This window comes from Alteromonas sp. RW2A1 (assembly GCF_001886475.1).
Lineage (GTDB): Bacteria > Pseudomonadota > Gammaproteobacteria > Enterobacterales > Alteromonadaceae > Alteromonas > Alteromonas hispanica.
Window position 1 is genome coordinate 670892 of the sequence record NZ_CP018031.1, and the last position, 16229, is coordinate 687120.

Genomic DNA, 16229 nt, shown 5'->3' on the forward strand with positions numbered 1-16229 from the left:
TTTTAGTTCTTACGCTTACGGTTATCACGATTACCGCGATCTTCTCGAGGTGCTCGATTTGGTCTTTCACCGCGATTTTCACGTTTTGGTGGTGGTGTATCCGACCATTCACGCAGGTTTAAGCGCTGACCTGCAACACGAGTTGCTTGAAGCGTAGAGTGAGTTTCCTTCGGCATACCCTCAGGCAAATCTACCGTGCTGAAGTTGTCATATATCTCGATAGCACCAATGTTCTTCGAGTTAATGTTAGCTTCGTTTGCAATGGCGCCAACGATGTTACCCGGCTTAGCACCGTGCACATGGCCAACTTCAATGCGAAAACGCTGCATACCTTCGTCTGGTTTGCGATTGCCACGAGGCGCTCTTGGCTTTCTATCTCTGCTCTCACGGCCACCACGGTCATTGCGCTCACGACTATCGCGAGGCGGCTTGCTGTTAAGGTCTGGACGATCGCCTTCTTTAAGCATCAATGGCTCGTCGCCTTGAGCAATTTTGATCATTGCTGCAAGAAGTACTTCTGGAGAAGCTTCGTTCTCATCTTTGATCATTTCGACAATTGGCATCAAAGATTCAATACTATCGTCTTGCGTTGCCTCCATTACCGACTGCTTAAAGCGCGTCAAACGGGTCTGGTTTATTTCGCTAATTGAAGGAATAGGCATTGCTTCAATAGCCTGCTTAGTTGTTTTCTCAATTGAGAATAACAAACGCTTTTCGCGGTGAGAAATAAACAGTATTGCATCACCCTGACGACCGGCACGGCCTGTACGACCAATACGGTGAACATACGACTCACTGTCATAGGGTATGTCGTAGTTGATAACGTGACTCACACGCTCAACGTCAAGACCACGTGCAACAACATCTGTTGCTACTAAAATGTCGATATTACCTTGCTTAAGCTTATCAACCGTGCGCTCACGGGCAGATTGTGGGATATCACCATTTAGCGGTTCTACATCAAATCCGCGTGCTGAAAGCTTGTCTGCTAGTTCTACCGTTGCCGTTTTAGTTCTAACGAAAATGATCATGCCGTCGAATTTTTCGACTTCCATAATACGCGTTAGTGCCTCAAGCTTGTGATGAGGTGCAATTTGGCAGTAGCGCTGACGAATGGTGCTGGCAGTACTTACCTTAGACGCAATTTTTACGTGCTTAGGATCGTTAAGATAACGCTGTGTTATCTTCTTAATTGGACCAGGCATTGTTGCTGAGAATAACGCCGTCTGACGTTCAGCTGGTGCATGGCTTAGAATAAGCTCTACATCATCAATAAAGCCCATGCGAAGCATTTCATCAGCTTCGTCAAGCACAAGGAATTTAAGTTCGCTTAAATCCAATGTTTTGCGCTTAATATGGTCAATGATACGGCCTGGTGTACCTACCACAACCTGAACGCCGCGTTTTAGCTGACGAATTTGGTTATCGTAAGATTGACCGCCATATACTGGAAGTACTTTAATTTTTTGACTAAAGCTCGCATAAACCTGAAATGCCTCTGCAACCTGAATTGCTAATTCACGAGTTGGGGCTAATACCAGTAATTGCGGCTTACGTTGTTCAGGATCGATATTTGCCAACATGGGCAGGGCAAACGCAGCGGTTTTTCCTGTCCCTGTCTGTGCCTGACCGAGTAAATCGTGACCTTCAAGCAAAAGTGGAATACTCTCAGCTTGGATAGGTGACGGTTTCTCGTAGCCAACTTTTTCAAGGGCTTGTAAGATAGGTTCTGGTAAATTTAGGTCTTTAAATGTCATGTCGACAGTTGTTGTCATTAAGGGTCCTGATGTTAAAAGTAAGGAGGGTGCGGCATACGTGAGTAACGCCTAAAAACGTTGAAGTGTGCCTGCAGTATTGCTAAAAAACGTATTATATTCGAATAATGGGCAGGTTGCCATGAAATTGCACAATAATGCTGAAATAATAACCAGTTTTTGGGAGTGGCTTACACTTAGTCGCTAAATAGAAGTCAAAATTTTCGAGACAGAGCAGGGAATTACAATGAGTAAGAACAATTCAAATAAAATCTTTAAACGCTCTACGGTGGCAGTGTTGCTACTAACAGCTCTTTTGTCTGGGTGCAGCGAAAAATCTATGGAAAGTCATTTAGCCGACGCCCGTAATTATGTCTCAGAGCAGCAGCCCGACGCAGCAGTAGTTGAATATAAGAACGCAATACAGAAATCTCCAAATGCCCCAGAGCCTAGATTCGAGCTTGGAAAGCTGTATTTAGAAACAAACAATTTTGTTGCGGCAGAAAAAGAATTGAATAAGGCGCTGGAGTTAGGCTATGCCGCAGGTGAAGTTATTCCTCTTCTATCAAAAGCCTACCAGCAGTCGGGAGCCGAAAACGCGCTGTCTGAAGTGGATTATCGCGCTCAGGGAATGACAGAGGTTGAATCGGCAGAGGTGGGCTTTTATAAACTGCAGGCGCTCATGCAGTTAGATAAGCGCGAAGAAGCAGAAGCACTTATTGCCGACTTAACCACACTTGACACCAGCTCGGTGTATAAAGGCTTAATCGACAGCTATGTGTTTGTTTTAAACAACGATGCAGAAGCTGCCATTGCGGCAACAGAAGCACTGCGAGAGCAAGCTCCAACCAATAAAGATGTTTTGCAGCAGCTTGCCAAACTGTATTTACAAAACGGTACGCCTGAGAAGGCCGCGGTAGTTTATGGGGACTATATAAAAAGTTATCCAAACGATACGGCAAGTAAGTTTGCTTATGCCGCATTACTGATTGAACTGCGAGCCCTTGACACCGCCGAACCTATTGTAGAGGAGCTGTTGGCGCTTAATGATACACACCCATTGCTAAACACGTTCAAGGGAATTATTGAGTCTGCCAAAGGCAATTATGCCCAGGCGCTAGAGCGATTAGAAATTGCGGTACAAAATGGCAGAAGTGACCAAGTTGTTCGTTTAATTGCGGGGTTTAGTGCCTATCAAATACAAGATTTTGAGTCGGCTCAACGTCATCTCACTATGATTGCGTCTAGTTTACCCGATAATCATCCAGGCCTTCGTATGCTGGCAGACAGCATGCTGCAACTCGGTGAAAACGATAACGCACTCGAAATTTTAGAGCGGGTGGAAGGTGAAGCGGCATCCGATGCGGCTCTGTTTTCAAAGGCAAGTTATCAATTGCTAATAGACGGTAACGTCGTGGGCGCTAAGCAAATGGTCGAGCGTTCAGAAGAAATCAGTACGTCTGCCGAGGATCTTGCGCGTTTAGGCGTACTTCAGCTGTCGCTTAACGATGTAGCTGGGCTGGTGAATTTAGAAGAGGCAGTAAATCAGGCGCCTGAATCGGCAACCACGCAAAGCACCTTGGTTCGTGCCTATATTGCTACCAAGCAGCTCGATAAAGCCAAAGATGCCTCTAGTAATTGGCTTGAGCAGTCTCCAAACGATGCTACACCTCTTGTTTACTTAGGTGCCATTGCTACAGCGCAGGGCGAGTTTGACAAAGCGGCCGCTTATTTTGACGACGCCAGTACTCGTGAAGGTGCAGAGAATGAGCTTGTTTATGCCCGTACGCAGCTGCTTATTGCACAAGATGACAACGAGTCTGCTACTGCGTTTATACGCGCCTTTATCGATGAAAATCCAAACGATATTAGAGCACTTACTATGTGGTATGCGCTTGCTGCACAAAACGATGCAGTGGCACCGGTGGTAAGTCACGTTGAGGCGCAGCTAGATAGTGCTCCAGATGCCATCGAAATGCGCTTGTTATTGGCTAGGCTATATGCCTTTGACAACGCCATTGATAAAACAGTAGCGCTGCTGGCTGACGTTGAAGGGGATAAAGAAACGCCCATGGCGTTTTGGAATATTAAAGGTCAGGCACTGATTGCAGCTAACAACGTGAAAAATGCAGAAACCTTTTTTGATCGCTGGTTGTCATTCTATCCACAAGACAAAAGTGCGGTGTTAGGCAAGCTGCTTATTCTCGACTCGCAAAAGCAGTTTACCCAAGGCGTGGCGCTAACAAGCAGAGTATTAGACAAGCGTCCAGATGCGCAAATTAGTCTATTGAAAGCCTACTTTCATAGCCGCATTGGTCAAAGCAAGCCAGCGTGGAGCATTATTAATAACAGCGCAGATAGCGTAAAAGAGCTGCCGTTTGTACGCGGCATTATTGCGCGCTTACACCTTATTGATAATGCACCTGCTGAAGCGGTAGAGCATGCAGAGGCAGCTTATGATGCTACGTCTAACTCAGACAACGCGCTGCTGCTGGTAGCAGCGTATGAAATGTCGGGTAAGGCCGAGCAGGCATTTAAGTTTCTAGAAAAACATGTAGCTGAAAACAGTAAAGACGTATCGAGCAGTATGCTGTTAGCCGAGCGCCAGATTCGCCAAGATAGAGCGGCGGCACTAGCAACGTATGAAGCCATTTTGACGCAAACGCCGGATAACTTTGTCGCCCTGAATAACTTGGCGTATTTAGCTTTCGAAGATAATAACTTAGTACAGGCCGAAACGTTAGCTAAACGAGCTGTAGCCTTACGTAGCGATAATGCCGATGCCGTAGATACGCTGGCACAAATTTATATAGCAAAAGGCGATAATGAAGCAGCCTTTTCGTTATATGAAGAAATAGCCACCCGCGATATTCCTAATGAAGAGGTGTATCTGAACCATGTGGAGCTTCTTGTGGAGCTGGATAAAACGGCCTTAGCTAAGCGCAGATTGCAAGCGCGTGAGTTCACACGTGACGACTTAAAGCAAAAAGCAGCTGAGCTGAGAAAAGCGCTTGGTATTGCCAGCAATGGCTAAGATGGGCAGAAAAGTATAAGCACTGCTATTTCTGTAACGCGTAAAAAGCCACTTCAGTTGAAGTGGCTTTTTATTTTTAACCGAATCATTAGCGAATAATGGCTATTATTCCGAGCGATTTAACCGCGCTTTTATATCATTAAGTTCGGCCATTACATCTCTTAGTGTTGGTTCTACATTACCCTGAGCTTTTAGCTCGGCGAGCAGCTCTGCTTGTTTTTCTGCCCGTGCTTTTTCGTTCTCACGCTCCATTACGTTTACTACGATACCAATGACCATGTTAAGAAATGCGAAGGCCGTGAAGAAGATAAACGTAAGATAGTATATCCAGCTTAGCGGGTATTCCTCTTGCGTTTCGTACATTACATCAGTCCAATCTTCAAACGTCATTACTCTAAACAACGTGAGCATGGATATCGTAATATCACCCCATAAAACAGGGTTAATGTTTTCAAATAACGTACTGCCAACAGCTGCGTAAATATAAAAAATGATAAACATAAGCAGCATAACGTAGCCAAGCTGAGGTAGCGCTTTTACCAGAGACACCAGCAAAATGCGCAGCTCTGGAATGATGGATATCATCCTAAGTACCCTAAACACCCTGACTAAACGTGCAATAAGTGCAAGCTCTGCGTCATCAGCGGGAATAAGACTTATCACCACAATCAGCGTATCGAACCAATTCCAAAAGCTTTTAAAAAAGTGCAGTTTTCGCTTTTCTGCCAGAAAGCGAATAGATATTTCGGTAAGAAAGAAAGCGCTAATAAACCAGTCTAGAAAGACCGTAAGCGAGACCATACCGTTGGGTAATTCATAAGTTTTTGCGCCAACGAGCAGCGCAGAAACCACAATGACGCTTACCACAAATATCTCAAACCATTTATTGGCTCGAATGCGTTCAAATTTATTCTGTAGTGCAGAAGCTTGCATCTTTTTAAATCACTCTATATCGAACAATGATTAAGGACGTTCAGGTCGGGTACTAGCACAGCTGCTTAATAGCACGGCTAATTAGGCTGCAGCTGAAGCGGCAGTATGATGGATGATGAGATAGGTGCTATGCAAGCAAAATCAACCTGCCACATAGTATTTGAGGAGACATTAGGGGCATTAAAAAAGGGCAGCAAAAAATGCTGCCCTTTAGGTTCTGCTCGTTACAGCATTAGCTATATTAGCTATCTGATGACATATCCACCGGCTTTAGGCCGCGGTTAATCATTTCTACATCTTCTGCTGTTAACGTTCCAGCTGCCTGCTTGAGCGTAATGACTGACTGTACAAAATCGTAGCGTGCGCCAGCCAAGTTACGCTGTGCATCAAACAAGTTACGAGTACTGTCTAGTACGTCAACAACCGTACGTGTACCTACATCAAACCCAGCTTCTGTAGCTTTTAATGCGCTATCTGCTGAAACAACAGACTGCTCTAAGGCACGAATAGTAGATATGGCTGCTTTTACGTTGTTGAATGAACTGCGCACCGACTGCACGGTTTGACGGTAAGTCTGCTCTGTCGCTTGACTCGCTGCAACGTAGTTAAATTTAGCCTGGTCTGTTTGAGAGGTCACTCGTGAGCCTTGGTAAATAGGTACGTTAAGCGACACATTGATAGATTGGCTGTTTAAGTACGGCGTTTCAAACTGCACTACCAGGTATTCAATGTCATCTTTACTTCTTGTGGCGTTCGCTGATAGCGAGAGCGTTGGAAGGTGCCCTGAGCGCGCAATAGAAATGTCTTCTTTTGCAATATCCATAGCGAAGCGATTTACAAGCAACGCAAGGTTTTTCTCTTCAGCCGTTTCTAACCAAGTAGTCACGTCTGCCGGCGTTGGCATGGAGGCAGAAAAACTCTCTGTATTCAGGCCAAACAGCTTGTCGTGGTATTTACCAGTAATAACGCGAAGAGCTTCTAGGGCAAATTCAAGCTCGTTTTTAGCCTGAATTTCTTGTGCCACTGTGCGATCGAAATTAGCTTGCGCCTCGTGTACGTCAGTAATGGCGGTAAGCCCTACTTCAAAACGCTGACGAGTTTGTTCTAACTGACGTTCAATAGCGCGTTTTTCAGCACCAACAAATTCAACATTATCTCTGGCGCGAAGCACGTCAAAATAAGCGGTGACTGTGCGTACAATAACGTCTTGAATACTGGAGGCAAGCTGTGCATCACTTTGTTCCGCTACTTTTTCAGCGCGGTTTAAGCCAAGCCAGTTTGCATGGTCGTAAAGCGACATCGACATTTGTAGACCATAGCTATAGCTATCCACGCCGGTTTCAAATACAACAATTTGTAAATCTTCGGCGTTCGAACCTAAGTATTGTGCACGCTCAGAGGTTGAGGTGTTGTAGGCTACTGAGCCTGAAATTTGAGGAAGAAGATTAGCTCTGCTAATGCTTATTCCTTCGAACGCTGCATTGCGTTGCGCTTTCGCTTGGTTTACCAGCGGGTCGTTGGCGAGTGCTTGTTGATAAACCTGCATTAGGTCATCAGCGATCGCGCCCGTGGTTATCGACATGCCGATTACCAGCGATAGAAGTGTTCGTTTCATGCTTACGTCTTCCTGTAGTGTTCGAGTTGTGTCGGCTTACTGTGTTCACTGTAAAGTATCGCACCGACCTGTTAAAACCAAGTGTATGAAAAATCAACCACAAACCGAAAGTCCATACTCGTAACAGTATTGCTTTAACTGTAACAGAATATGTGATCTACCCACGCTCATTATTTTTATATAAACGACTTGTAACTTGAGTTTTCTGTTATTTGTACATTTAAAATACGGCGTTTATCACGCGTATACATGTGAAGTGTGCAAATGTAGACTACATGATAAATCTATTTGAACCATAAGTGTCAGCAAATGAGCAAAGAAATCCTTTCGTTTACCTCAAATGACGTTGAAATTACCGAAGTTAGTCCTGTTTACCGCGGTTTTTTCACCATGAATCGATACATTTTTCGTCATAAATGCTTTAACGGTGAATGGAGTGACTCGGTTAGTCGCGAAATATTTGAGCGCGGCCATGCCGTTGGTGTATTGCCTTACGACCCAATAACGCAAGAGTTTGTACTTATTGAGCAAGTGAGAATTGGGGCATTACCTACATCTTCAAGCCCTTGGTTAATAGAAATTATTGCTGGCATGATTGACGAAGGCGAAACAGAAGAAAATGTTTGCCACCGAGAATCCATGGAAGAAGCAGGCATTGAGCTAGAACAGCTGACAAAAGCGTTAAGTTATCTGTCGAGCCCAGGTGGTACAACAGAAAGATTACATATTTTTATAGCGAAGACAGATGCGACTAAGGCGCATGGTATACACGGCTTAGAAACTGAGTCTGAAGATATCAAGGTGCATCGCGTGAAAGAAAATACAGCCCTTGAATGGCTGGAAAATGGTCGCATAGACAACGCAGCGGCCTTAATTGCGCTACAATGGTTTTTTATGCATAAAACTCAACTTTTGGAGCAGTGGAAAACACCGTGACTTATCGTACACCGCGAAAATACATACCTCACTTACCTACCATGCAGGCTGTGTGTGAGGTGAATTATGCGCACCTTTTGCGTATTTTGCCCGATTGCGACACGGAAGATTTAAGCTACCGCTTCTCTATTGGAAAACATTTAGCGTATGAAATAAAAATTGTTGAGTCATCTCGCTACACCAGCTCGTTAAGTATCAAGCAAACCACAAAGGACATGCCGGATTACCTAACCCCGTCAATGACAGTGCGCTTGTACCACGATGCCAGACTGGCTGAAGTGATTAACAGCCAAAATACGGGAGCGCTAGAGCCTTCCTATGAGTATCCGAACCTCAAAATGCGCCATCGAAACGAGAAACAGATGGTGAATATATTTCTTGCTGAGTGGCTTAACTTCTGTCTACAGCAAACGCCGCGAGTCACATCTGAAGCGTGAAAACGATAATACAGATTAGCGATTGTCACTTGCTAAGAGAAAAAGAGAGAAAAGGATACGCAAATCTGGCGCCTTACTACTCTCTAGAGCAGGTGCTTATCTCACTGGATACACATGCTGATTGTATGCTTATCACCGGCGACATTAGTGGTGATGATTCGCAGGGCAGCTACGACCATTTCCTACAACTTATGGAAAAGTATGTCGACATTCCTTGGTATGTTATACCTGGAAATCACGATAACAATTCCCACTTCGACTGGACCTTCAAAAACCAAAGGTTAGATGCTAACTCACCACTTGAACTGGGGGATTGGTGCATTCACGGTTTAGATACAAGGCCAAAAGTAAATGCAGTAGGTGCGCAGGGAGAAATAGACTTTGCGCATGTAGAGCAAGTTCACTCTGGCGTTACCCAAAATGCTCATAAGTACCATCTGCTAGCTTTACACCATCATATTTTGCCTTCAAACAGTTGGATGGATAAACATAATTTAGTAAACGCAGAGGACTTTATTCAATGGTTAGAGGATGTGAAGGGTATTGCGAACGTGATACACGGTCATGTGCATTCAAGCTTGCGTCAATGTGTAGGTAAACGTCGCATAAACAGCTACGGCTGTCCGTCTACCTGTTGGCAATGGGAGATGCAGCCAGACTTTGCCGTAAGCAATGAACCGCCGGGTTACCAAGTCATAGAACTTCACGATAATGGTCATGCAGAAGTGACGGTTAAAAGAATAAACTAACAATAGCAATTACAGAGATTCCACATGCACCATCTTTTATATCTTCACGGTTTTCTAAGTTCGCCAACCTCCGTGAAAGCACAGGCAACGAAAAACTATTTTGCCAAGCACCATCCTGAGGATACTCTGCACATACCTGAACTATCGAATTTCCCCAGTAAAGTAGAGGCCCAGTTAGTAGAACTCATTGAGAACAATCCTGAGTTGCTTGAAGGAGGGCTTAAGGTTATTGGTAGTTCTATGGGGGGGTACTTATCAACATTTCTTATCGAAAAATACTCAGGTAAAGCGGTACTCATTAACCCCGCCGTACGCCCTTACGAGTTGCTGCAACAATTTATTGGCCCCCATGTGAATCCGTATAGTGGTGAGAAATTTAGTATTGAGCTCACGGATATTGATATTATAAAAGCCCTTGATACTGATGCACTCAATAATGACAAAGCGTATAAGGTGCTTCTCCAAACTAATGATGAAACCCTCGACTATCGCTTGGCTGCGGCTAAATATGCGCTAAGTGATTTAGTGATAGAGGAGGGGGGCGATCACAGTTTTGTAGGCTATGAAAATCATTTGCCGGCCATAGCCGAGTTTCTGCTTGATTAAACTGTGTCTGCGGGTGGCAAAAAGGCAATAGCCTATTACGCAGCTACTATTGAAACTGCAGGATTGAATTGGCAGGATTGAATTGCCAGGGTTAAATCGCCCTGATAACATCTTTTTACCTTGCGTTGCAGGAGAACTCTGCGTACGTTTACTCATGTTTCTGGCTTGAATAATAACCATAACTATGTCAAATCAATATAATTCAGACGCTATCGAGGTTCTCAATGGCCTCGACCCAGTAAAACGCCGCCCGGGTATGTACACCGATACCACCCGCCCGAATCACTTGGGGCAAGAGGTTATCGATAATAGTGTGGATGAGGCGCTGGCCGGTCACGCATCGAATATTAAAGTAATACTGCACGAAGACCAGTCGTTAGAAGTCATTGATGATGGCCGTGGAATGCCTGTAGATATTCATCCCGAGGAAGGTATTTCCGGGGTGGAGCTTATATTGTGTAAGCTGCATGCTGGTGGCAAGTTTTCAAATAAGAATTATGCATTTTCCGGTGGTCTACACGGCGTGGGTATTTCTGTGGTTAACGCATTGTCCCACCGTGTGGAAGTCACTATTCGCCGCGACAGTAATGTGTACCAAATTGCCTTTGAAAACGGCGACAAAGTCGAAGATCTTCAAGTTATAGACAGTTGTGGCAAACGCAATACGGGTACCCGTGTTCATTTTTGGCCAGACCCTCAATACTTTGATTCTGCCAAGTTCTCGGTAAGCAGGCTGCTGCATAATTTGCGGGCAAAAGCCGTGCTAAGCCCAGGCTTGCGCATTCGCTTTGACAACAAAATTTCAAAAGAAAGCCAGGAATGGTACTACGAAGATGGTTTGAAAGATTATTTGTATCAAGCGGTAGCAGAATACGAAACCCTACCGGTAGATACCCCGTTTGTGGGAAGCTTTAGCGGAAATACTGAAGGCGCAGACTGGGCCGTAATGTGGTTGCCTGAGGGCGGTGAGTTGGTTACGGAAAGCTATGTAAACCTCATTCCCACAGCTCAGGGCGGTACGCACGTAAATGGTATGCGCCAAGGCCTGTTAGAGTCTATGCGTGAATTTTGTGAGTTTAGAAACTTAATGCCTCGAGGCGTTAAACTTTCTCCCGACGATATTTGGGATAGGTGTGCCTACATTCTATCTACCAAAATGCAGGACCCACAATTTGCTGGTCAAACTAAAGAGCGTTTGTCCTCTCGTCAGTCGAGTGCGTTTGTATCAGGCGTGGTAAAAGACGCTTTCAGTCTATGGTTAAATCAGCATACTGAAATAGCCGAAGCACTGGCCGAAATGTGTATAAACAATGCTCAGCGCCGACTGCGTCAAACCAAAAAAGTTGCCCGTAAAAAAGTAACGCAGGGCCCGGCCTTACCCGGAAAACTCACCGACTGCTCCTCGCAAGATATTAGCTATTCAGAGCTGTTCTTGGTGGAAGGTGACTCGGCGGGTGGCTCAGCTAAACAAGCTAGAGACAGAGAGTTTCAAGCTATTATGCCCCTTAGAGGTAAAATTCTTAACAGCTGGGAAGTAGACTCTTCTCAAGTTCTGGCCTCACAGGAAATCCACGATATCTCGGTAGCGTTAGGCATTGATCCAGATTCTACCGACTTGTCTGGTTTGCGGTATGGCAAAATTTGTATTCTCGCCGATGCTGACTCGGATGGTTTGCACATTGCTACCCTATTGTGTGCTTTGTTTGTTCGCCACTTTAGAACCCTTGTTAACGAAGGCCATGTGTATGTGGCAATGCCACCACTATTTAGAATAGATGTTGGCAAAGAAGTATTTTATGCGTTAGATGAAAGTGAAAAGCAGGGCATTCTTGACCGCATAGAGGCAGAGAAAAAACGGGGTAAGGTGAACGTGCAGCGCTTTAAAGGTCTTGGTGAAATGAATCCTCTACAGCTTCGTGAAACCACTATGGATCCAAATACTCGCCGTTTGGTTCAGCTAACTATTGAAGATGCTGAAGATATGATGGAGTTAATGGATATGCTGCTGGCTAAAAAGCGTTCTGGCGATCGCAAAACTTGGCTAGAGAGTAAAGGGAATATGGCTGAGGTTGTGCTTTAAACAGGCGCAGCACATTCAAGGCGCAAAAAGAAAAACAGAGAAAAAACATTTTTTAAAAAATTTTAATTCTTTGCATCTAGTTTAACGTCTCATGCGTTTGGCTTTTTGAACAGGACGTAAGTTGTATCGCGTCACTTCTATCAAAAAGAAAACGGAGACGATGATGGATTTATCAAAAACATCACAACGCAACATCAAGTTATCTCTACTAGCAACAGCAATTGTTTTTTCTCTTTCAGCCTGTAACGGTGACGATGGCGTTGACGGTGTAAATGGCGTAGACGGAGCTGACGGCGCAGACGGACAAGTCGGTGCACCAGGACAAGATGGAAGCCCAGGTTTTCCTTCCGCTACTTTTTTAGTAGCCAACAACGGCGATAGCAATCGCAACACGGTATCGGTGGTCGATCAAAACGCCAACGTTCTCGATACCTTATCTACCGGTGCTAATGAAGGTCTGGTACTAAGCCAGAGCAACACCTTTATTCAAGCTGGCGATAGTGACTTACCTCTTATTCGTTCATTTTGTTCTTTTTCAGCTAACGATGACTACAATGCCAATTTTGGTCACGATATTACCGGGTCAGCTTCGGGATTAGTGAATCCTAAAGGAATTGTATTTGCCGAAGAAGCCGGTCTTATCATGGCTGCTGATTTCAACGGTCAGCGAGTAACAGTATTTAGTGGACAAGCGGCGGGCAATGTAGCGCCCATTGCCGAATTGGTTACCTCTGCGCCACCTTGGGATCTTGCTTTTGATGAAGCGGCAGACAGACTTTTTGTGGCTTTGACCGACGGTACTGTAGCGGTATACGACGATGTAACTGCCTCTGACTTTGCGCCTACGGTAACCCGTGTCATTACTCCATCGGACGCTGATGGCAATCAGATTTCTGTAAACCTTCACGGTATCGTGTACGAACCAATGTCGGACCGCTTAGTGCTTTCAGATGTTGGCGATGCAAGTATTGCCGACGATGGACAACTTTTCGTTATTGAAAATGCCGCCTCGGCTTCTGGTGCGGTCGAACCCACTCGCGTGGTAGGTGGCGCAAGCACACAGCTTGGTAACCCGGTTGATATAACCTTATCTGGTTCAGACCTTCGCGTTGCAGAAAAGTCGAATGACGCTATCCTTGTATTCTCAAACATCTTTAACGGTGATAGTGGAGACATAGCGCCCACGTTATCAACACCGTCCATTAAGCCTGAGTCTATTGCAGAGGTGCAGGAGATAACTTCACGGGTAGATTCTTCTGACGATGGTATTACAACTATGCCTATTGCGGGGCTGTCTGTATCGAGTAACCCAAGCACAGCAGGTGATAGCACAGGTGCAGTGACTCAGTTTAGTGCACTGCTTTCAAGTCAGCTAAAAAGCTTCGATAGTGGGATGAGTATTGAAAGTGCTGCCTATACTGCTTTCGGCGATGGCGTTATCACATTTGATAATCCAGATACGTCAACAGGTGGCCTGCTAGTGGTGAATAGACTGTCGTCATCTCGCGATGGTATGACTTACAGCGACAGTTATGACCACATGATTGTAGGTGCTGATACAGGCTTAATAGCGCCAAAGGGATTAGATATATCAACTGATGACGGCTTGGTATTTGTTGCTGATGTTAATGAAAATACACCGGCAGTTAGAGTGTTCTCTCCATGTGCGTCGGGTAATATGGCGCCGCTGTTAACGCTTGAAGCGGCAAACGGTGCTCGTCCTTGGGATGTCGACTACGACCCAGCAACAGATAGCGCATATATGGCATTAACCAATGGTACGGTTGCTGTATTTGAAGAAGTGGTAAGGCGCCTAGATAGCGGCGAGTCTGTTATCACTGGTGAAGATCGTTTAATCGTTCCTACTAGCGGAGGCGTAGCATTTGCTGCACCAACAAATCTGCACGGTATCGATTACGATAGTCAAAGCGACAGCCTGGTGGTATCGGATGTGGGTAGTGCTGCTGATGCTACAGACGGTAAGATTTACGTGATACCTGGTGCTAAAACTGCTCAGGGACAAACAGACGTTACCGTCAATATTGCTGGTCCAGCTTCTCTATTAGGTAACCCTGTTGACCTGATGCTAAGCAATGGGCATGTTTATGTGGCTGAAAAGTCAAATGGCGCGGTGTTGCGTTTTGACAATATTCTGAATGCGAATTCAGGTGATGTGGCACCAGATTACAGTGTGTCATTCACGGCGCCTGAATCGGTATCGGTGCTTTCTCTTTACTAATTAGCTATTTATCAAGTGCTATTTATGCACCGTCATTGCTACTTATAGCGAAGACGTTAGTGGGCAAATGAGTCAATGAGATGAGAGGGCGGCGTGATTACGTCGGCCTCTTTTTGTATTTCTGCCTGTTTCGCATTCGCTTGATATCATCAATAAACGTAGACAGCGAAGCCTGTTAGGTAACATACTGTTTCGAAACAGTGTATTATTAATTTTATTGCGCTATTCTTCACTCGCTTTTGGTTGTTACCCCTTGGAGGTGTTTGTTGAAAAATAAGTGTGTCTAAAACAAACAATGATCAAAACAGAGATTATTACTTTTTGGTTCTACAAAAGAAAGCGCTACAAATTTGCGTAATTAAAGAAAGAAAAGCGAGAGCAAAGCGAGACAAATGCGCAAAAAATAGACGCCTAAGTTAGCCATAATAAGCGTTTAAAACTTCAAACATTCGGCGATCTTCTAATCAGTTCATATATCATTACAAATAAAGGTTCATCTCAACACATATGATATTGCGCATCATCAAATGGTTCTCTATCGCGTTAGTTGTAATCGCGTTTTTATCTCTCGTTAGTGCTATCACGCTTACCGCAATGGCCATTCAATCGACTCCTTTAGTCACGAGCAGCGCATCGAGCCAGCTTGATGGCGCCGATAGCGTTCAAGTCTTATTAAGTCAGCTTAAACGCGCCTTTTCTCGACGGGAAGAGGGGCACCAAGTTGTGCTAAGTGAAACACAAGTAGAGAGTCTTGTTGGCGTATTACAGCGGGGGCTTCCCGATTTCAAAGGCCAAGTAAATATCACTTCCACGGGCGGCACGGCAAACCTAACCTATGCGATCAAAGATACTGGTTATTTTTTTAATGTGTCGGCTTTAGTTCTTCCCGGCGACAATTTGCGCATTGAGCACGTTCAAGTTGGCAGTTTGTCAATTCCAGGTCGCTTCTTACTTAACGTAATTGAATATGCAGTAAACAATTATACGAACTCAGAAATTGCCACATTAGCGCTTAGTCGCGTAGAAAAAGTGTCTATGCGACGGGGCGAGCTCACCCTCGATATTGGTCGGTTAGATACCTTCCTTAACGAATTAAACACGGTAGCATCGAACTTATCGGTAGATGAAGAAACCGAGCTTCAAACGCTTACCGCTTATTATTTACGTTACATTTCTGGGCGCGAAATTGCTCTTTCTAATACGCCTGTTTCACTTATCGAATATTTACGTGAGGGAATGGCTCGTGCCCGCGAGCAAAGCAATTCTCCGCAGCAAGCCGTGTTGCATAACAAAGCAGTAATACTTGCCTTGGCAGCCTATGTTGGTCACCACAGGGTAGGAAATTTAGTCGGCGATATTCAGCCTGATAAAGACAAGGCTCTGAGGCCTCGTGCCGGTGCGGTGCTGCACAATCGCAACGACCTTGCTCGTCATTATATTATTTCTGCGGCCTTGGAGCTGCTGTCAGAGCAAAGTATGTCATTTGCTATTGGCGAATTCAAAGAGCTTATGGATAGAGGTATTGGTGGTTCTGGCTATAGCTTTGTTGACCTAGTGGCGGATATGTCTGGTACCGAACTGGCTAAAACAGCGACCACGCTGCATCGCGCAGAAGATGTGCAAAACACGCTAGCCCGAATTCGCTCTGAAGTCGACATTATCCCAGCTATTGATGATATACCGGAAGGGCTTAGCAAGCAGGCGTTCACCGAGCAATACGGTCGTGTAGACAGCCATGCTTACCTGAATGAAGTTGCAAGGCTTAAGCAGCGGATAGTGGAAATTCCTTTATATAAGCGTTAGTGGCTTAATGAAGTAACATGCTGCTTAGGCCTTTCGTTCACCA

Annotated in this window: 11 protein-coding genes; 8 read left to right on the plus strand and 3 right to left on the minus strand. The window is 45.0% G+C overall.

The window, feature by feature from the left end:
- Window positions 1-2: 2 nt before the first annotated feature.
- Window positions 3-1775, minus strand: a complete 1773-nt coding sequence (locus tag BM528_RS03040; RefSeq protein ID WP_071978605.1) for a DEAD/DEAH box helicase — start codon at window positions 1773-1775, stop codon at window positions 3-5.
- Between the two features lie 226 nt (window positions 1776-2001).
- Here BM528_RS03040 and prsT point away from each other — a divergent pair, with 226 nt between their 5' ends.
- Complete coding sequence (gene prsT, locus BM528_RS03045; protein WP_071978606.1) at window positions 2002-4788, plus strand: XrtA/PEP-CTERM system TPR-repeat protein PrsT; 2787 nt, start codon at window positions 2002-2004, stop codon at window positions 4786-4788.
- A 105-nt stretch (window positions 4789-4893) separates the two neighbouring features.
- On the opposite strand, the gene BM528_RS03050 is transcribed toward prsT, so the two are convergent.
- Both BM528_RS03050 and tolC read right to left on the minus strand, forming a co-directional pair.
- Window positions 4894-5721 carry an ion transporter gene (locus BM528_RS03050; protein WP_071978607.1) on the minus strand — a complete coding sequence of 276 codons (828 nt, stop codon included), beginning with the start codon at window positions 5719-5721 and terminating at the stop codon, window positions 4894-4896.
- Window positions 5722-5962: 241 nt separating this feature from the next.
- On the minus strand, window positions 5963-7336 hold the full coding sequence (tolC, locus tag BM528_RS03055) for an outer membrane channel protein TolC (RefSeq protein WP_071978608.1): 1374 nt from the start codon (window positions 7334-7336) through the stop codon (window positions 5963-5965).
- Window positions 7337-7645: 309 nt separating this feature from the next.
- Here tolC and nudF point away from each other — a divergent pair, with 309 nt between their 5' ends.
- From nudF to BM528_RS03090, 7 genes are all read left to right on the plus strand, one after another.
- Window positions 7646-8272 (plus strand): ADP-ribose diphosphatase, encoded by a 627-nt coding sequence (gene nudF, locus BM528_RS03060; protein WP_071978609.1) that lies wholly within the window; start codon window positions 7646-7648, stop codon window positions 8270-8272.
- A 41-nt stretch (window positions 8273-8313) separates the two neighbouring features.
- Window positions 8314-8709: a DUF1249 domain-containing protein gene (locus BM528_RS03065; RefSeq protein ID WP_071981126.1), complete on the plus strand. Its 396-nt coding sequence runs from the start codon at window positions 8314-8316 to the stop codon at window positions 8707-8709.
- Window positions 8706-9458 carry a metallophosphoesterase family protein gene (locus BM528_RS03070; RefSeq protein WP_071978610.1) on the plus strand — a complete coding sequence of 251 codons (753 nt, stop codon included), beginning with the start codon at window positions 8706-8708 and terminating at the stop codon, window positions 9456-9458. Before BM528_RS03065 ends, BM528_RS03070 begins: the two co-directional genes overlap by 4 nt.
- Window positions 9459-9482: 24 nt before the next feature.
- Window positions 9483-10064, plus strand: coding sequence for a YqiA/YcfP family alpha/beta fold hydrolase (locus tag BM528_RS03075; protein WP_071978611.1), 582 nt, complete (start codon window positions 9483-9485; stop codon window positions 10062-10064).
- A 184-nt stretch (window positions 10065-10248) separates the two neighbouring features.
- Window positions 10249-12144 carry a DNA topoisomerase IV subunit B gene (parE, locus tag BM528_RS03080; RefSeq protein WP_071978612.1) on the plus strand — a complete coding sequence of 632 codons (1896 nt, stop codon included), beginning with the start codon at window positions 10249-10251 and terminating at the stop codon, window positions 12142-12144.
- Between the two features lie 163 nt (window positions 12145-12307).
- A complete protein-coding gene (locus BM528_RS03085) occupies window positions 12308-14383 on the plus strand; it encodes a hypothetical protein (RefSeq protein ID WP_071978613.1) in 2076 nt (691 codons plus the stop codon).
- A 507-nt stretch (window positions 14384-14890) separates the two neighbouring features.
- Window positions 14891-16186 (plus strand): hypothetical protein, encoded by a 1296-nt coding sequence (locus BM528_RS03090; protein ID WP_071978614.1) that lies wholly within the window; start codon window positions 14891-14893, stop codon window positions 16184-16186.
- The last annotated feature ends 43 nt before the right edge of the window (window positions 16187-16229 follow it).